Raw genomic sequence first — 18,499 nt, forward strand, 5'->3', positions numbered from 1 at the left:
GGGCGCGTCCGTGGCGGGTGTCGATCTGGGGGTGCGGGGTCGCGTGGTAGCTTGTTCTCTTTTTGGGGTGCGTGGGGGTGGTGGGGGGGGGGGGGGGGCCCCCCGGCCCGCCCCCCCCCCACGCCGCTTCGATCAGAAGGTGTAGCGGATACCGGCGATGAATTCGCGGCCGGTATGTCGATAGACCGAGAGCAGATCGCGGGAATCGTTGAACTGATCCTGATATTCGTCGGTCAGGTTCACCGCTTCCAGCGAAAGTTTGAAATGATCGTTCAGCGTAAACTGGATCGACGCGTCGAGGTTGAAGGTGCTGTTCGTTCCGTCAACGTCGGTTCCCTTTTCGCCGCCCGGCACGCGGGTCAGATATTTGCTCCGATACGCGCCGGAAATGCGCGCGCTGATGACCTTGTCCTCATAATAGAAGGTCGCATTCGCCGACCGCTTCGACAGTCCGGTGAGATCGTTGATCGCTGCGATCGACCCGTCCCCGGCCAGATATTTGATCCGCGAACTGACCTGGGTGTAGTTCAGCAATATGCCGGTATTGCCGAGCGGCCCCGGCAGGAATTTGAGCGGCTGCTGATAATTGACCTCGAAGCCGCGCAGGCGGCCGCCGGGCGAGTTGGCCGGAGCGCTGAACGTCCAGTTGTTGAGGTTGGGCGCGCAGTTGGGCGTCGAACCGCACGCCGCGACGGCGACGCTGTCGGGAAGACCGAACGGATTGTCCGAAAAGACGCTTCCCGGTGTCGACACGGTCTGAACGAAACTGTCGATATTCTTCTGGAACACCGCCAGCGACAGCAAGGCGCCGGGCTGGAAATACCATTCGATCGCCGCATCATAGGTATCGGCGCGATAGGGGTCGAGATTGGGATTACCGACGCTGACCGAACGCCCCGACCCCGATACCGAGAGCGAAGCCCCCGGCGGCAAGCTGCCAAGGTCCGGGCGCGCCATCACACGCGCCGCGGCAAGCCGGACCAGCAGGTTCTGCGCAGGTTCGATGACGATGTTCGCGGCCGGCAACCAGTCGTCATAGCTGCGCTTGACGACGATTTCCTGCGCCGTGCCGCTGGTGAAGACGAAACCGGTGGCGGTTTGCCCGGTGCGGACGTAGCGGACGCCCGCGTTGCCGCGCACCGTCACGCCGCCAATCTCGGTGCTGAAGTTCGCCTGGAAATAAGCGCTCTTGTCGCGTTCCCCGACGCTGCTCTTCGAACCCAGCGCCGGCTCGGGCCCGAGCTTGAAAGCACCATTATAAGCATTGGGATCCTCGAGACTGAGCACCTGCGCCGCCGTGTCATAGTCGGGGATGATCCAGCTCGTTCCGGCGAAGGAAATGAGCCGGGTATATTCCGACAGCGGAATGGCCGCGACTTCCGCGGGGATTGTCGCTTCGCGGTTCGACGTCGTGCCGTTCGATCGGCGCAGTTCTTCGGTATCGAAATTATATTTCTTGTAGGCGAGGCCGGCGGTGATGTCGAAGCCCTCGGCCACCTGCCACTTCAGATTGGCCTGGACGGTCTTGAAACTGTTCTCCGCTCTCGCGGCGCGCAGCCGAAGCTGGGCCAGTTTCCAGGCATCGGGGTTATCGATGTTCGCGGTGCCGAAACCGAAGACGGGGTGCCGGGGGTCGCTATAGTCGTAGCTGTAGCCGTCGGTGTTGTAGGAATCGAAGATAACGGTGTTCTGGATCGGATTGTTGAAATCCGATTTCGAATAGCCGACCAGCCCCGTGAAGGTCAGGCTGTCGCCGATCTCCTGCTCGAGGTCGAGCGAAAGCTGCCGGAACTTGGTCTTGGAACGATCGCGGCGATTTTCGACCCGCAGATCTATGTCGTTGAACGTCCCCGAAACCATCACGCCATTCTGGATGTCCATCGCCAATATGTCGGTGTCCGCGATCCCGCAGGTGGTCGGGCGCGTTGCCGCCGTGCAGGCGCCGGCCGCGCTGAGCGAAGGCGCCTCCAGATAGGCTTCACCGCGCTTGACCTTGAAGTCGGCATAAAGGCCGTCGATGCTGATCAGGGTCCGATCGGTGGGCCGGAACTGGATCGAAGCGGTCGCGCCGATACGCTCGACGTCGTTGGTGTAAAGGTCGTAACGGGGGAACCGCGGGTGCAGAGCGTCATTGGCCTCCGCGCAGGCGCCGGGATTGGTTGCGCAGTCCTGCCCCAATACGCTTTCGAAGCCCGGAGCGAAGGACGAGCCCTTTGCCCAGCGAACGGTCGAATAGCCCTCCTCCACCGTCTTGCGGCGCCCATAAGCGGCCGAGAGCAGCACACCGATGCGTCCGTCGGCAAAGGTATCGGAAATCAGGAACGCGCCGCGCGGCGAGGCCTTCTCGGCCAGCGTATTATAGCTCCCCTGCGCCGAGGCAACCAGCGTGAAGCCGTTATAGTCGAAGGGACGAGCGGTGCGCAGATCGACCGTTGCCCCCAGCGACCCTTCCTCGGTCGCCGCTTCCGCGCTCTTGCGCACGCTGATCTCGTTGAACAGGTCCGATGCGAATACGTTGAAGTCGAAACCGCGACCGCGATTGGTGCCGCCGCTCGCGTCCGCACCGCCCGCGCTGCTCATCGCCTCCATGCCGTTGATACGCACGCGGGTGAACTGCGGGCCGAGCCCACGCACCGAAATCTGCCGGCCTTCGCCGCCGTCGCGCGTGATGGCGACGCCGGGGATGCGCTGGATCGATTCGGACAGATTCAGGTCCGGGAACTTGCCGATATCTTCGGCGAGGATCGAATCGACCGCCGCCGCTTCCCGGCGCTTCTCCTCAAGCGCCTTGGCCAGACTGCCACGAAAGCCGGTGACGACGATCTCTCCCTCGGACGCGGCATCGACCGGTGCCGACGGGTCGATGGCATCCTGAGCCCAGGCTGCGCCGGGCGCGATCAGGGCCGCAGCCAGGATCATCAGCGAAGCGCCCCTCACCCCTTCATATCGATTCAGTTTCATTGCTCTCCCTTTCTTCTTTCATCTCGATCGATCGTTCGTTCCGCCAGCAGCGGCAAAGGCATGACCCCAAGGTCGAGCGCCGCCGTGCGAAAATCACGGACGTCGCCCCCGCGCGCAAAATCGCGCTCCAGTTCGGCTAATTCGAGCCAGCTCAACGCTTCGGCCGCCCGGACTCCCGGATTGACGATGGCCTGGTCGATGTCCCTGTCGAAGCCGGCGAAATAAGCGGGTTCGCCCTGCATCAGATCCAGCGTGCGCCGGGCCTCGGGTGTCGACCACCGGCCATGATGGATACCGGTGTCAATCATGCCTCTGCAAAGGCGGAACATCAGCCAGTGAAGATGTCCGATCAAGGCCGCGTCGTCGCCCTCGAAGGCGCCGGCCCCCGCCGCGAGTTCCTCGCCATAAATCGCCCAGCCTTCAGCCATGGCGGGCGCGTAGCGGGCGCGCAGCGGGTGTGCGCCGGAGGCCTTGGTCCCGAGGAGTTGCATCATATGCCCGGGCAACAGTTCATGGTGGACTACTCCCGGCAGGCTCCATGCCGGACGGCGGCGGATTTCCCGCAGGTCGACGACATAGGCGCCGTCTCGCCCGTCCCCGGGCATGGCGCGATAGCCGGAGCGGCCGGCGGCTTCCTCGGCCGCCGTCATGCGCCGCACGCGCAACCGGCCAGCCTCCCCTGGAACCACCTTGAACAGGAGGGGAAGATGCGGGCGCACTCTGTCGAGGCACTGGTTCATGTCGGCCACCGCCCGATCGCGACCGGCGTCATCGTCGCTGTAAAGCCATTGGGGCTGGCGAGCGAACAGGCGCATCCGCTCGCCAATCGAGCCGCGCGTCAGCCCTTGCTTGCGCAGCATGGCATTCATCCGTCCGCTGATGCGGCGAACCTCGTCCGACAGTCGCGCATGGGCTTCGGCCGCCGAAACATCGCCCCCGAACTGGCGGTGCAGCATCGCCGCATATAGCTGCGCGCCGTTCGGCATCCGCCAAAGACCCGGTGTGTCACTGGCCTGTGGCCGGCTCGCAACCAGACGCGCGCATTGCCGCCATAGCGCATTGGCGACCAGCGGCGAAGCCTTGCCCGCCGCACGCTGGATCGAAGCGATTGTCCGTTCGAGCAGCGCACGGGGCAATAGGATTCCCCTGGCCGCCGCGGCATCGATCGCATCGGTCTCGGCCGCGATCCGGTCGGCGAGCGCCGGATCCGAACCCGATGCATCGACCGCGCGCCAGGCGCCGGCAAAAGGCGATACGACATAAGGGCTATCGGCATCGCGCCGGAAGGGCAGCATGTCGGCCAACACGGCGTCGGACCGGAGGCCACGCAGAACGACATCGCGATCGAGCCGCGCGACCGGCGAAAGGCCGGCCGTCGGGAAAGCCTCGAGCGCCTGGATTCGGGCATCCAGCGCTCTCCCTTCGGAAAAACCATCGAGCAACATGTGCAGCGACAGATCCGCATCCTCGGCCGCGAACGCCGGCCAGGTGTCCAGCACGCTTACCGATGTCGCTGCGATGGCCAGGAACTCGCGCCGCGTCATGTCGCCACCTCGCCGCGAAGCACGGCCTCGGCGCGCGGCTTGTCGAGCGCGCCATCCCAGCGCGCGATGGCCAGCGTGGCGACGCTGTTGCCGATCAGATTGGTCACGGCTCGCGCCTCGTTGAGAAAACGATCGATCCCCAACAACAGGACGAGCCCGGCGACTGGAATCGCGGGGATGGTCGAAAGCGTCGCGGCCAGCGTGACGAAGCCGGCGCCGGCAACGCCCGCCGATCCTTTCGACGTCAGCATCAGCACGGCCAGGATCACGATCTGGTCCATCAGGCCAAGCGGGGTGTTCGTCGCCTGCGCGATGAAGATCGTCGCCATGGTCAGATAGATGCAGGTGCCGTCGGTGTTGAAGGTGTAGCCTGCCGGCAGCACCATACCGACGACCGGGCGGGCGCAGCCCATATGTTCGAGTTTCCGCATGAGCTGCGGCAGCACCGCCTCGGTCGAACAGGTGCCAAGCACGATCAATATCTCATCGCGAATATATCGCAGAAAGGCGACGAATGAGAGGCCGACGAAGCGCATCACCATGCCCAGCACCACGGCGATGAAAAAGAAGGTCGTGATATAAAGCGCGAGGAGCAGATGGCCGAGCGACCAGAGTGTGTCGAGGCCATATTTGCCGATCGTGAAGGCCATGCCCGCGCCCGCGCCGAGCGGAGCCAGCCGCATGATCATGCCTACCACGCGAAACAGCGCCTTGTTGAACAGCTCGATCAGGTCGACCACCGGCCGCGCCGTCTCGCCCATGCCGCTCAGCGCCAGCCCGACCAGCAGCGACAGAAGGATCACCTGCAGCATCGAACCCATGACGAAGGCGCCAAGAAAGGAATCGGGAATGATGCCGAGCAGAAAGCTCGCGATGCCGCCCCCGGTTGCGGCGGTCGCGCGATAGCTGTCGATCGCGCTCGCATCGAGCGCGGCGGCATCGATGTTCATCCCCGCGCCGGGCTGCATCAGGTTCGCGACCGCCAGCCCGATCACCAACGCGATCGTCGACAATATCTCGAAATAGACGAGCGCCTTGAAACCCAGCCGTCCGACGTCCTTCAGGTCGCCCATCTGCGCGATGCCGACGACCACCGTGCCGAAGATGATCGGCGCAAGCAGCATCTTGATCAGCTTGATGAAGCCATCGGCGATCGGCTTGAGCTGCGCTCCGGCTTCCGGCCACAGAAAGCCGATGGCGATGCCGATCAGCATCCCCATCAGGACCTGGACATAAAGCTGGCCCGATAACCGCCGCACAACCCCCATTCGCTCTCCCGTCCGCGAACCCCCGAAACTGCTGATCAGGTGGCCGCTCCTCATGTCACAGCAAAATCTTGTCCGGCACGATGTCCTCGGTCAGCGTGCGCATCAGGGCATATAGTTCGGATTTCGCCTCGAAACCGACCCCCGGAATATCGGGCAGGCCGACATAGCCGTCTTCGACCCGGACGCCATCGGCAAAGCCGCCGAACGGCTGGAACACGTCGGGATAGGACTCGTTTCCCCCCAGATGCAGGCCGGCGGCAATGTTCAGCGACATCTGGTGCCCGCCGTGCGGAACGACGCGGCGCGACGACCAGCCCTCGTTCCGCAACACCTCCAGCGTCCGCAGATATTCGACGAGGCCATAGGACAGGGCGCAGTCGAATTGCAGCCAGTCGCGGTCCGGGCGCATTCCGCCGTGGCGAAGCAGATTGCGCGCATCCTGGTGCGAAAAGAGGTTTTCCCCGGTGGCCATCGGCCGGTCGTAATGCCGGCTGAGCTCGGCCTGCAACGCGAAGTCCAGCGGATCGCCGACCTCTTCATACCAGAAGAGATCATAGGGCTTGATCGCCTCGCCGAACCGGATCGCGGTGTCGATGTCGAAGCGTCCGTTCACGTCGATAGCCAGATAGCGCCCTTCGCCCACCACCTCGAGCGCGGCCTCGATGCGGGCGATGTCCTCTTCGAGCGGCACGGCGCCCACTTTCATCTTGCAGACGCGATAGCCGCGGTCGCGATAGGATCGGAACTCGTCCTGAAGCTGCTTGTGACCCTTGCCCGGATAATAATAACCACCCGCGGCATAGACCCAGACACGATCATCGGGCTGCCCATCGCCATAGCGTTCGGAGAGGAGCCGGTAGAGCGGCTGCTCCGCGATCTTGGCCACCGCGTCCCACACCGCCATGTCGATCGTCCCGATGGCCACCGACCGTTCGCCATGGCCGCCGGGCTTTTCGTTCGCCATCAGGGCGGACCAGATGGCGAAGGGGTCGAGATTGTCATTCTCTGCGTCGATCAGCCGCTCGGGCGCCGCTTCGGCAAGGCGCGGCAAGAAGCGTTCGCGCATCAAGGCGCCCTGGCCATAGCGACCGTTGGAATTGAAGCCGTAGCCGATCACCGGACGGCCATCGCGGATCACGTCGGTGACGACGGCCACGACCGAGCAGGTCATTTTCGAGAAGTCGATATAGGCGTTGGCGATCGGTGAGGCGATCGAAACCGTCTTCTCTCTGATTTCGGTGATCCGCACAATTTTCTCCGTTCGATATGCGGCAAGGCTAGGCCCGGCCGCGCCTGTCATCCAATGCCATTGTCCTTTTTCCTTATGCGCATTATGCATAGGAGCCATGGAACTGACATGGCTTGAAGATTTCCTGGAGCTCGCCGAAACGGGGAGTTTTTCGCGTGCTGCGGAGGCACGCCATATCACCCAACCCGCATTCAGCCGGCGCATAAAGGCACTAGAGGAGTGGGTCGGTGCCCCGCTCTTTGCTCGCACGCCGCCGCGCACGACCCTGACCTCCGCCGGCGAACAATTCATGCTCGGCGCCCCCGATCTCGTGCGGCGATTGCTGCAATTGCGACGCGACGCGCGGGAGGCCGGGGGGCGCGAGACGGCGACGCTGCGCTTTGCGGCGACCCACGTCCTGTCCTTCACCTTCTTTCCCTATTGGATCCGCTCGGTCGAATCGCACGGCAGCTTCGGTCCGGTGCGTCTGCTGTCCGACAGTATGCAGGCGTGCGAGGAACTGATGTTCCAGGGGCAGGCGCAGTTCCTGCTGTGCCACCAGCACCCGCTCGCGCCGAACCGCTTCGAACCGCGCCAGTTCCGCTCGGCCATCGTCGGGAAGGATGTGCTCATGCCGCTGGTGGCGCCCGGCGACGACGGCCGCCCGCGCTGGTCGCTCGACGAAGCGGGCGATGTCCCGCTCCTCGCCTATACCGGCGAATCCGGCCTCGGCCGGATCGTCGCCGCACACCGGTTCGACGAACGCGCGCCGGGGTTGAAGCCTGTCTTTTCGGCGCATCTCGCGGCGAGCCTGCTCGGCATGGCGTGCGACGGACGCGGTATCGCCTGGCTGCCACGCAGCGTCGCGGCACAGGACATCGCCGCAGGACGCCTGGCCTCGGCCGGCGGATCGGCCTGGGAGATCGATATGGATATCGTCCTGTTCCGCCCCACCGCGCGGCAAAGCCCGGCCGCCGAGAATTTCTGGGCGGAGGTCAATGCAATCCCTGCATAGCTGGACATGCGAACGGCATTGGAACGGCGCCTGAAAGGCCGATAGCGTGCGGCGGGACAAGCTGTAAAAAGGACCCCTCCATGCCATCGCACCGCCTGCTTGCCGCCGCCCTCCTGCCGCCGCTGGCGCTGCTGTCCGCCCCCGCGCACAGTCAGGCGACAACCAGCATCCCCGACCGGACCTGTTCGATCCTCGACGAGGGCGCCGAAGGGTCGCGCATCTGGGCGCAGCTCACTCATTATGACACGAGGGCCTTTCAGGCGGCGATCGATCGCTGCGCGGCGGCGGGCGGCGGCACGGTCGAGGTGCCCAAGGGCGAATGGATGATCGGCCCCATCTATCTCAAGAGCAATATCCGGCTGAACATCGCCAAGGGCGCCGAAGTGCTGGGCGGCACCGATCCTGCCCTGTTCGGGGAACCGAACGCCGATGGCGAGCGGATCGGCCTCATCAACATCGCCGATGCCGAGAATGTCGAGGTCGCCGGCGAAGGCCTGATCGACGGCCAGGGCGCCGTCTGGTGGGAAAGAATGCGCGCGCTCTGGCGCTCGGACCCGCGTTTCGCGACCGATGGTCAAGCCCGCCAGAAGTTCCCTGACCGCCGGCCGCGCCTGGTCAGGGTGTCGAACAGCCGCAACGTCGCGCTGCGGGGCGTAACCTTCGCCAATTCGCCGTCCTTCCATCTGGTCATCGCCGATTCCGAATATGTGACGGTGGAGCGCGCGCGGATCACCGCACCGACGCACGGGCCGAACACCGACGCGATCGATCCGACGCGCAGCCGCCGCATTTTGATCACCGACAATTTCATCAGCGTCGGCGACGATGCGGTGGCGATCAAGTCGGGCAACCCTGACCCGCGCCACCCTGATGCGATCAGTGCCGACATCACCGTCCGCGGCAATATGATCCATGCAAGCCGTGGTATCTGCATCGGCAGTCAGACGAATGGCGGCGTGACGCGGGTTCTGGTCGAGAACAATGAATTCGTCGGATCGATGTACGGCTTCCGCATCAAGACCGCGCGCGAGCGCGGAGGCGAGATTTCGGATATCACCTTCCGCAACAACCGGATGACCGACGTTGATGTCCCGCTCGTGTTCAGCGGATATTACGCCTACCGTCCCATGGACCGCCGTGAAGCGGAGCGGCAGGTGGAACCGACCGGCTTCATCCTCGGCAACCAGATCTGGCCCGGTGAGGACGACCCGGCCCGCGCTTTCGTTCACGACAAGACGCCGCGGATCACGGGCGTGACCGTCGACGGGCTCGCCGCAACGGGGGCCGAATGGGCCGGAATCGCCACCGGCCTGCCGGAAAGTCCGATCGACCGGTTGGTGCTGCGCAATGTAAAAGTGGAGGCGGACAAGGGCTTCCTGCTCCGCCATGCAACGGTCGAGGGCACGCCCGGGATGTTCGCCGTGACGGCAGGCCCCCCGATGATCGTCCAGCGCAATGGCCGGTTGCAGCAGCCATGAAACGGATCGCGCCAAACCGGAAGAAGCTCGCCGCTGCCGCTGGCCATTCGCGCCTATGCGGCGCCCTGCTCGCCGCGGCAGCATGCCTCCTCCTGCCCGGCACCGCGCGGCCGGAGACGGTGGAGATCGCCCGGCAAGGCGTCCTTTATCCAGGCGGAAGCGTGACCGGAGATTCGGTCGCCGGCCAGATGCACGTCTTCTACCAGATCCCGGCCAAGGTTCCGCCGCGCCACTATCCGATCCTCTTCATCCACGGCAGCCGCCTGACCGGCGCCAGCTTCCTGGGAACGCCCGACGGCCGCCCCGGCTGGGCGACATGGTTCCTCGCGCGCGGCTGGCCCGTCTATGTCGTCGATCAGCCGGGCAAGGGCCGCTCCGGCTATTTCCCTTCCTCCTATGGCCCGCAGGAGCATGACCCAAGCCGAAAGCAGATCGCAGAGCGTTTCACCGCTAGCGAGAAGATGACGCCCCTGCCCTGGCCCGAGGCGCGGTTGCACACGCAATGGCCGGGCACCGGCCTCCCCGCCGATCCGATTTATGAACAATTTTTCGCGTCGGAAGTCCCGAACATGCCCGATGTGAGCCTGCAATATGCACTGACGCTGAAGGCAACCAGCGAACTGCTCGCCAAAATTGGTCCGGCGGTAATCATCACCCATTCGCAGGCCGGTCCTTTGGGCTGGATGATCGCCGAGGCGAACCCCGGCATGGTCAAGGCTATCATCGCGGTCGAACCGACGGGGAACGCCAACCGCAGCGGCAAGCGGCCCGCGACCACATGCGGCATAACGATCAACTGCCTGCGCTTCGCGCCCGCGCTTGACGACGCGGGAAAGCTCGATCTGGTGCCCGTCCCGAAATCGCGAGCCCGGGGCGTTTCCTGCTGGCTGCAGCGAAAAGTGCGCTATCGCCTTCCCGCACTCGCGCAAACGCCGATCCTGATTGCGACGGGGGAAGCGTCCTACCACGCGGGACAGGATTATTGTACGTCGGCCTTTCTCACCCAAGCCGGCGTTCCCAACGACTATGCCTATCTTCCCGAGCATGGAATTCGCGGCAACGGCCATATGCAAATGCTGGAAAAGAATAACCTCGAGATCGCCAGCTTTTATGAAGCATGGCTCCTCCGACGGATCGGATGAGCTTTTTCGGCTGGGACCCAGCTTGCAGAACACAAGCGCAGGAACAGCCTGTCGAGCCCGCAAACGGGATGGCCGCAATCGACCGCTATTTGGCAGGCGTTGGCCGCCATGCGTCGGCGTAGCGACGCCGGGTCTGGCAACGGCGAGGGTCTGGTACCGGTGAAAATTTCGCCAGCGTACCAACACCGATACCAACAAATGAGCGATGCTGGAGCAATCGCAAGAAGTTGGAATGGGACGTCGCGGGACGATCTGGAACCGTCTGAGCAGGGTTTTCTGAGGGCTTTTGGGTTAAAGAGCGCGGGATGCTCTGAGACGTCACGAGGCGCAGCAGGACCGGCTGGCTGGGGCGGCAGGATTCGAACCTGCGAATGGCGGCATCAAAAGCCGCTGCCTTACCGCTTGGCGACGCCCCAACGGCCGGTGCGACGCGCGCTCTATAGCGCGGCGTCGGCGATTGCAAGGAAGCGGTTAAAGCCGCGTGACCCAGCCGTGGGGGTCGGCCGCCAGGCCGCGCTGGATGCCGACCAGCCGGTCCTTGAGCATGGTCGTGACCTGGCCGGGGCCACCCGCGCCGATCGTGAAGCTGCTCTCGCCGCGCGTCACCTTGCCGACCGGGGTCACCACCGCGGCGGTGCCGCAGGCGAAGCTTTCGGTCAGGCGGCCGCTCTCCGCGTCGGCCTGCCACTGGTCGATCGCATAGCGTTCCTCGCGCACCGTCAGCCCGGCGTCCTTCGCCAGCGTGATCAGCGCGTCGCGGGTGATGCCGGGCAGGATCGTGCCGGTCAGCGGCGGTGTGACGATGCTGCCGTCGTCCATGACGAAGAACATGTTCATGCCGCCCAGTTCCTCGATCCAGCGATGCTCGGCGGCGTCGAGGAAGACGACCTGGTCGTGCCCCTTGGCGATCGCCTCGCTCTGCGCGATCAGGCTCGCGGCATAGTTGCCGCCGCATTTGGCGGCGCCGGTGCCGCCCGGCGCGGCGCGGGTATAATCCTCCGATACCCACAGCGACACCGCGGGCGCGCCCGACTTGAAATAATTGCCGACGGGCGAGACGATGACGAGGAAATGATATTCGGAGGCCGGCTTGACGCCCAGGAACACCTCGCTCGCATACATGAAGGGACGAAGGTAGAGCGCGCCGCCCGCGACCGGCGGGAACCAGTCGGCATCGGCGGCGACGGCTTCCCTGACCGCGGCGATGAACAGTTCCTCGGGCAGTTCGGCCATCGCCATGCGGCGCGCGCTGGCGTTGAAGCGCGCGGCGTTGGCCTCGACGCGGAACAGCGCCATCGAACCGTCGTCGAGGCGATAGGCCTTCAGCCCCTCGAAGATTTCCTGCGCATAATGGAGCACCGCGGTCGCGGGATCGAGCGACAGCGGCCCGCGCGGCATCACCTTCGCGTCGTGCCAGCCCAATCCCTCCTTGTAGCGGATCGACACCATATGGTCGGTGAAGACGCGCCCGAACTGCGGATCGGCGATCGCCGCCGCGCGTACGTCGTCCGCCGTCGGATCGGGGTGCGGAAGGCGGGCGAAGGCGGGAGCAAGCATGACGGAAACCCTTGTTATTCGGGATGTGACTCGGGGATCGAAGATGCGCGCCTCTTGCCAAAGGCAGGCGCGGAGCGCAACGGTAGTGACCATGCAGGACGAAAATTTTCTTTCACAAGTTCCCGCCGCCTCTGCCCTTTTCTTGCGCGAGGCGGAAGTGCGCCGCGGCATCGAATATCTGTTTTTCGGCCATGGCGCGCTGTGGCGCGCGATCGATGCGCGGCTCGCCGAACATGCGCTCGGGCGCGCGCATTACCGCGCGCTCTATTTCATCGCGCGCGCGCCGGGGCTCACGATTTCGGACCTGCTCGCGCTGCTCGGCATCACCAAGCAGTCGCTTGGGCGGGTGATCAAGGAGCTCGAGGCGCGCGACTATCTGACCACGCGCCCCGGCGGCCGCGACCGGCGGCAGAAGGAGCTGCGCCTTACGCCGGCCGGACGGACGGTCGAGGCCGCGATCTTCCAGCAGCTTCGCGACGCGATGAGCCGCGCCTATACCCATGCCGGACAGCAGGCCGTGACCGGCTTCTGGCAGGTCAGCGAAGCGCTGATGCCCCCGCGCGAGCGCGAGCGGGTGGCGAAGCTGGGGAGCGAAGCGTAGGCGTCACCCCGCGAAGGCGGCGCGACGGGCCCAGAGCATCAAACCTATAAACCGCTTCCCCGAGCGAAGCCGAGGGGCCCTGCCGAGCGAAGTCGAGGCTGCTGCGGTGCGGTTCTCGCTCCGCTCGAACAAGCCCCTCGGCTTCGCTCGGGGAAGCGGGGAGTTGATCTCAGGCGATTTGCTCCAGCCTACCCCTCGCCGCGCGCAATGTCCGCAAGCTCGCGGCCGCGGTCGCGCGCCGCGCGCAGGACGTTGGTGAACAGCGCCGCGAGCTGGCCGTCCTCGTCGAGCACATCGAGCCCCGCCTGCGTCGTCCCGCCCTTGCTCGCGACCTGCGCGATCAGGGTGCCGGGCTTTTCGCCGCTGCCCTCGAGCAGCGCGGTCGATCCGCCGAAGGTCGCCATCGCGAGCTTCAGCGCGTCGTCGGCCGAGAGGCCGAGGCGTTCGCCCGCCGCGGCATAGGATTCGATCAGGCGAAAGACGAAGGCCGGGCCGCTGCCGGTGAAGGCGGTCACAAGGTCCATCGCCGTGTCGTCGGCGAGCGGCACTACGGTGCCGAGCGGCGTCAGCAGCGCCGTCACGGCCGCCTCGTCGGCATCCCCGGCGCTGGCGACCGCCGACACCCCGGCGCCGATGCGCGCGGCGAGATTCGGCAGGATGCGCACCTGCGCCCGTGCCTCGGGGAAGCGCGCCGCGAGATCGGCAAGCGACACGCCGGCGAGGATCGACAGCAGATGGACGCCGCCCGTCGCGATCGGCGCGAGGTCGGCCGCGACCTCGCCGAGCTGCTGCGGCTTCATGCCAAGCATGATCCAGTCGGCGCCGGTGCCTGCGTCCTTCCAGTCGGCCAGCGACGCGAAATGCGCGATTCCCGCGCGCGGGGCCGCGAAGGGATCGACGATCGCCACCAACGCCGGGTCGAGCCCCGCCGCGAGCCAGCGGTCCAGCATCGCGCCCGCCATATTCCCGCACCCGACCAGCAGCAGCCGGCCGCCGAAATTCCGCAAAGTCTTGCTCATGGTCCCTTTTCTTCTTCGCTCTAGCGGCAACTGCTCTCGGGCCCCGAGAGGAGGTCGAGGCAGCGGCCGTCGATCTTGTCCGCGTCGAGCGGCACCCCGATCACCGCCGCCAGCGTCGGGAGAATGTCCACCGTCATCACGGCATTCGGTTGCTCGAATCCGGTGAGCCCCTTGCGCCAGAACAGCATCGGCACCCGCCGGTCATAATCCCACACCGACCCGTGCGTCGCGACATAGCCCATGCCCGATTCGGCGATCGGCGTCACGCGCGGTTTCAGGACGACGATGAAATCGCCCGACCGCTGCGGATTATAGGAGGCACGGAGCTTGTCGAGCAGGCTCCAGGTGTCGGGCGACTGTTTCGAGATCGGCCGCGCGGCCAGTTCCTCGCCGGTCACCACCGTCTCGACCTGGCGATGCGCCTTGAAGCGCGCGATCAGTTCGGTCATCGCCGCCTTGCGCTGCGCCGGGGTCAGCGCCTTCGACAGATACATATCGCCGAAGGGGCCGTCGCTGTAGAGCAGGGGCTGCGGCAGGCCGAGCTTTTCGGCGACCGCCTGGCCCATCGCATCGGGATCGAGCGATTTCTCGACGCGCTCGGCGGCCGGCCAGGCGTTCTGGCGGTTGCGCTCGGGCAGGTCGTGGCCGCCGTGATCGGCGGTCAGCATCACCATATAGTCGATCCCCGTCGCGTCGAGCCGCGCGAAGAAATCGCCGAGCTGGCGGTCGAGCGCGAGCATCTGAATACACATCTCGCTGCCCTCGGTGCCGGTGCCGTGGCCGACATAATCGGTCGCCGACAGGCCGAGGATCAACAGGTCGGTGGTATCGCCCTCGCCCATCTTGCGCGCGGCGCGGAGCGCGGCGCCCGCGGCGAGGACGGCGCCGTCGGCTTCGGGCGACGCCATGAAGCGGCGGAAATCGCCGCCGTCGCGCTGAAAGCGCCAGGTGCCGACGGTGGCGTCCTTGTCGCCGACGGGGATGGCGATGTCGTGCGACGCACAATCGGCGGGAAGCGTCAGCCCCGGACGCGGCGCGGCGATGGCGGCGGCGATCGCGGTGCTCGCCTGCTGCGCGACCGGTGACAGCGTGGTGCCGCGATAGCTGGTCAGCCCGCCGGGAAAGAGCCACATCAGCTCGTCGGCCTTCCGACCGCCCATCATGATCGCGGCGCGGTCCTTGCCCGCGACCGAGACGACCTGCGCCTTCGGATTGACCGCCTTCATCCAGTCGCCGAGCGTCGCGACCATCAGATGGTTGACCGACGCCGCATATTTGCCGCTCTTCGAGCTGGTGTCGGGGACGGTCTCGTCCTCGGCGCAATAGAGGCGCTTGTCGGCGCGCGCGGCCGACAGGTCGAAGAAATTATTCGCGATGATGCCGGTGTGCGCGGGATGGTTGCCGGTCAGGATCGTCGAATGGCCGGGGCAGGTCTCGGTCGCGCCATGCGCCTGATAGCCCGAGGGAAAGACGACGCCCTGGGCGAGCCGCGCGAGGCCGCCGGTGAAATGGCTGCGATATTCGGCGAAGAGGTCGGCCGAGAATTGATCGACCGAAATGGCGATGACCAGCTTCGGCGCGGGGGTGGCCGCGGTGACCTTGGCTGCGGGGGCAACGGGCGCGGGCGCCGCCCTATCCTGCGCAACGACGGCACCCGTGGCGGCGATCGCAAGGGTGGCGGCAAGGGCGGTGGCGAGATATTTGAACGTCACGGGGCAGCTTCTCCGGTAAGGGGCGTCGGCGCGGGCTGTCCTCTCGGCGAAAGCCGCCTATATGGCAAGCCTTGACGAGACGAACGGCGGCGGGCGGACAGTGGATTTGCACAGGCATAGGATTGTGACATTTTGGCGCGCCGCGCTGGCGCTGCTGGCGTTCGCGATGCTGACGATCGCCCCCGCGCGAGCGCAGGCGCCGCATATCGCGGCAAAGCTCGTCGCCGAGTCCGCCGCGCCCGCGCCCGGCGGAACCACCGCAATCGCGCTGACGATGGCGCCCGAAAAGGGCTGGCACGGCTATTGGCTGAACGGCGGCGACGCGGGGTTCGGGCTGCAGGTCGAATGGAATGCGCCCGAGGGGGTGACGGTCACCCCCTTCCGCTATCCGGTGCCCGAGGCGCTGATCCTGTTCGGCATGATGAATCATGTCTACGAACATCCCTATGCGCTGCTCGCCGACGTCCGCGTCGACAAAGGCGTCGCGCCGGGCACCGACCTGACGCTGACCGGCATCGCCAACTGGCTCGCCTGCACCGACAAGGTGTGCGTCCCCGAAAAGGCGGTGATCTCGGTCGCGCTGAAGGCGGGCGACGGCAAGATCGCGGCCACCCAGCGCGCGCGCTTCGACGCCTGGCGCGCGCGCCTGCCGCAACCGCTCGACCGTGCCGGGGCGTGGGAGCGCAAGGGCGACACGGTGCGGTTCGGCGTTCCGCTGCCCGCGGGCGCGGCGCTCGACGCGCCGCACCTGTTCCTCGAAACCCCGAATGTCGTCGATTACCCCGCGGGGCAGAGCTTCAGCCGCAACGGCGACTGGATCATCGTCGAAACCAAGGCGAAGGGCGATGCCGTGGGGCCGGTGCAAGGCCTGCTCAAACTGTCCGACGGACGCGGACTGACCGTCCGTTTCGAGCCCGGCGCGGTGCGCCTCGCGGGCAAGCCGATCGTCACCGCGTCGGGCGGGATCGACATGGGGCTGTTCTGGACCGCGCTTGGCGGCGCGATTCTGGGCGGCCTCATCCTCAACCTGATGCCCTGCGTCTTTCCGATCCTCAGTCTCAAGGCGCTGAGCCTTGCACGATCTGGCGGCGACGCCGGCGCGGCGAAGGTCGAGGCGGTTGCCTACACAGCGGGCGCAGTTGTTACCGCCCTGCTCCTCGGCGGCGCATTGCTCGCGCTGCGCGCGGCTGGCGAACAAGTCGGATGGGCGTTTCAGTTGCAGCATCCGATCAGCGTCTTCCTGCTGATGCTGCTGGCCATCGCCATCACCCTCAACCTTGCGGGATATTATGAACTGCCCTCCTTCGGCGGCGGGCAAAGGCTGGCGAGCCAAGGCGGTGCAGCGGGCGGCTTCTGGACCGGGGCGCTCGCCGCTTTCGTCGCGACTCCGTGCAGCGGGCCTTTGCTCGGCGCGGCGCTCGGCGCGACGCTCGTGCTCCCGGCATGGGCGGCCTTGCCGATCTTCGGCGGGCTTGGGCTCGGCCTCGCCCTGCCCTTCCTCGCGATCGGCTTCGTCCCGGCGCTGCGCAACCGCCTGCCGAAGCCGGGACCGTGGATGGCGAAGTTCCGTAAATGGATGGCGTGGCCTATGGGGCTGACTGCCCTCGGTCTCTATTGGCTGTTCAGGCAGCAGACCAGCCCCACGGTGCATGGATGGGTGGACGTCGGCGTCCTCCTTCTCATCTGCGTGATGATGGTCCGCGGGTGGCGAAAGGGAGAATTCGCCCGAAGAACGGCGATCATACCCTATATTGTGCTCTTCTATCTTATCGGCACGAATGCCGCAGACCGGTTCGCAAAGCCCGATACGGTTGCAGCCGCACAAAACTCCAGCGCCTTCTCCCCCGCCGCGCTCGCCAAGGCCCGCGCATCGGGCAAGCCCGTCTTCGTCTATTTCACCGCCGACTGGTGCCTGTCGTGCAAGGCGAACGAAGCGGGCGCGATCAATCGCGAAGCGGTGCGGGATGCCTTCAAAGCCAAAGGCGTCGTCACGCTCGTCGGCGACTGGACCAATGGCGATCCGGTCATCACTCGCACGCTGGCCGAGCATGGCCGCAACAGCGTGCCGCTCTACCTCTGGTATGCGCCGGGCGCGGCGCAGGCGGAGATATTGCCGCAAATCCTGACGCCGGGACTGCTCACCGGCAAGGCGGGCGGCTGATGGCCAAGCAGCGCGCCGACCAGTTGCTCGTCGATCGCGGGCTGGCCGAAAGCCGGACGCGCGCGCAGGCGCTGATCCTCGCCGGGCTGGCCTTCGTCGGCGACCGCAAGATCGACAAGGCGGGGCAGCAGGTCGCGGACGATGCCGCCATCAGCGTCAAGGGCCGCGATCATCCGTGGGTGTCACGCGGCGGGATCAAGCTCGACCATGCGCTGACGCATCTCGGCTGGGACGTGGCGGGCGCGGTCGCGATCGACGTCGGCTCGTCGACCGGCGGCTTCACCGACGTGCTGCTGAGCCGCGGCGCCGCGCGGGTTTATGCGGTGGACTCGGGCACCAACCAGCTCGCGTGGAAGCTGCGGCAGGACAATCGCGTCATCGTCCACGAGCAGACGAGCGCGCGCATCCTGACCGCGGAGCATATCCCCGAACCCGTCGACCTGATCGTCTGCGACGCGAGCTTCATCGCCTTGTCGAAGGTGCTGCCGGTGCCGCTATCCTTTGCCAGAGACGGCGCACGGCTGGTCGCGCTGATCAAGCCACAGTTCGAGGCCGCGCGGCACGAGGTCGGCAAGAAAGGCGTCGTCCGCGACGCCGCGGTGCATCAGCGGGTGTGCGCCGAGGTCCGCGATTGGTTGACGCGCGAAGGCTGGACGGTGCTCGATCTGGTCGAAAGCCCGATCACCGGGCCCGAGGGCAATGTCGAATTTCTGATCGCTGCGACGAAGCGGGGTGATCCAGTTTAAAAAGCAAGATTTGATTTTGCTTTCTTCGTCACCCCGGACTTGATCCGGGGTCCCGCTCAGCAACGGT

At 66.0% G+C, this 18,499-nt stretch carries 13 protein-coding genes and 1 tRNA gene; 6 read left to right on the forward strand and 8 right to left on the reverse strand.

All coding sequences use genetic code 11. The features are described from left to right. Nucleotides 1-132 precede the first annotated feature (132 nt). Genes OJI97_RS00515 through OJI97_RS00530 form a run of 4 tightly spaced genes read right to left on the reverse strand, consistent with a single transcriptional unit; the run spans nucleotide 133 to nucleotide 7,022 of the window. Nucleotides 133-2,961 (reverse strand): TonB-dependent receptor, encoded by a 2,829-nt coding sequence (locus tag OJI97_RS00515; RefSeq protein ID WP_297659770.1) that lies wholly within the window; start codon nucleotides 2,959-2,961, stop codon nucleotides 133-135. Continuing rightward, nucleotides 2,958-4,505 carry a DUF885 domain-containing protein gene (locus OJI97_RS00520; protein ID WP_297659773.1) on the reverse strand — a complete coding sequence of 516 codons (1,548 nt, stop codon included), beginning with the start codon at nucleotides 4,503-4,505 and terminating at the stop codon, nucleotides 2,958-2,960. The genes OJI97_RS00515 and OJI97_RS00520 overlap by 4 nt, the downstream gene beginning before the upstream one ends. After that, nucleotides 4,502-5,773, reverse strand: a complete 1,272-nt coding sequence (gene dctA / locus OJI97_RS00525) for a C4-dicarboxylate transporter DctA (protein WP_297659776.1) — start codon at nucleotides 5,771-5,773, stop codon at nucleotides 4,502-4,504. The genes OJI97_RS00520 and dctA overlap by 4 nt, the downstream gene beginning before the upstream one ends. A 55-nt stretch (nucleotides 5,774-5,828) precedes the next feature. After that, nucleotides 5,829-7,022 carry a mandelate racemase/muconate lactonizing enzyme family protein gene (locus OJI97_RS00530; protein WP_297659779.1) on the reverse strand — a complete coding sequence of 398 codons (1,194 nt, stop codon included), beginning with the start codon at nucleotides 7,020-7,022 and terminating at the stop codon, nucleotides 5,829-5,831. A gap of 97 nt (nucleotides 7,023-7,119) precedes the next feature. Between OJI97_RS00530 and OJI97_RS00535 the strand changes: the two genes are divergently transcribed. The 3 genes from OJI97_RS00535 to OJI97_RS00545 all read left to right on the forward strand — a co-directional run bounded on the left by OJI97_RS00535 (nucleotide 7,120) and on the right by OJI97_RS00545 (nucleotide 10,636). Next, nucleotides 7,120-8,016, forward strand: coding sequence for a LysR family transcriptional regulator (locus tag OJI97_RS00535; protein WP_297659782.1), 897 nt, complete (start codon nucleotides 7,120-7,122; stop codon nucleotides 8,014-8,016). An 80-nt stretch (nucleotides 8,017-8,096) separates the two neighbouring features. Next, nucleotides 8,097-9,494, forward strand: coding sequence for a glycoside hydrolase family 28 protein (locus OJI97_RS00540; RefSeq protein ID WP_297659785.1), 1,398 nt, complete (start codon nucleotides 8,097-8,099; stop codon nucleotides 9,492-9,494). Nucleotides 9,495-9,655: 161 nt separating this feature from the next. Then, nucleotides 9,656-10,636: an alpha/beta hydrolase gene (locus tag OJI97_RS00545; RefSeq protein WP_297659788.1), complete on the forward strand. Its 981-nt coding sequence runs from the start codon at nucleotides 9,656-9,658 to the stop codon at nucleotides 10,634-10,636. A 341-nt stretch (nucleotides 10,637-10,977) separates the two neighbouring features. Here the strand turns inward: OJI97_RS00545 and OJI97_RS00550 are convergent. After that, nucleotides 10,978-11,052, reverse strand: a tRNA-Gln gene (locus OJI97_RS00550). Nucleotides 11,053-11,107: 55 nt separating this feature from the next. Beyond that, nucleotides 11,108-12,193 (reverse strand): branched-chain amino acid aminotransferase, encoded by a 1,086-nt coding sequence (locus tag OJI97_RS00555; RefSeq protein ID WP_297659791.1) that lies wholly within the window; start codon nucleotides 12,191-12,193, stop codon nucleotides 11,108-11,110. 91 nt (nucleotides 12,194-12,284) lie between these two features. Here OJI97_RS00555 and OJI97_RS00560 point away from each other — a divergent pair, with 91 nt between their 5' ends. Beyond that, nucleotides 12,285-12,794 carry a MarR family transcriptional regulator gene (locus OJI97_RS00560; RefSeq protein WP_297659794.1) on the forward strand — a complete coding sequence of 170 codons (510 nt, stop codon included), beginning with the start codon at nucleotides 12,285-12,287 and terminating at the stop codon, nucleotides 12,792-12,794. Between the two features lie 188 nt (nucleotides 12,795-12,982). Here the strand turns inward: OJI97_RS00560 and proC are convergent, their stop codons facing one another. Beyond that, nucleotides 12,983-13,813, reverse strand: coding sequence for a pyrroline-5-carboxylate reductase (gene proC / locus OJI97_RS00565; RefSeq protein WP_297659796.1), 831 nt, complete (start codon nucleotides 13,811-13,813; stop codon nucleotides 12,983-12,985). Between the two features lie 20 nt (nucleotides 13,814-13,833). Continuing rightward, nucleotides 13,834-15,525 (reverse strand): alkaline phosphatase family protein, encoded by a 1,692-nt coding sequence (locus OJI97_RS00570; RefSeq protein ID WP_297659798.1) that lies wholly within the window; start codon nucleotides 15,523-15,525, stop codon nucleotides 13,834-13,836. 124 nt (nucleotides 15,526-15,649) lie between these two features. Here OJI97_RS00570 and OJI97_RS00575 point away from each other — a divergent pair, with 124 nt between their 5' ends. Both OJI97_RS00575 and OJI97_RS00580 read left to right on the forward strand, forming a co-directional pair. After that, nucleotides 15,650-17,686: a protein-disulfide reductase DsbD family protein gene (locus tag OJI97_RS00575; protein WP_367184736.1), complete on the forward strand. Its 2,037-nt coding sequence runs from the start codon at nucleotides 15,650-15,652 to the stop codon at nucleotides 17,684-17,686. Beyond that, nucleotides 17,686-18,432, forward strand: a complete 747-nt coding sequence (locus OJI97_RS00580; protein WP_297659800.1) for a TlyA family RNA methyltransferase — start codon at nucleotides 17,686-17,688, stop codon at nucleotides 18,430-18,432. Before OJI97_RS00575 ends, OJI97_RS00580 begins: the two co-directional genes overlap by 1 nt. The last annotated feature ends 67 nt before the right edge of the window (nucleotides 18,433-18,499 follow it).

It is taken from the genome of Sphingopyxis sp. (assembly GCF_025869345.1).
GTDB lineage: Bacteria > Pseudomonadota > Alphaproteobacteria > Sphingomonadales > Sphingomonadaceae > Sphingopyxis.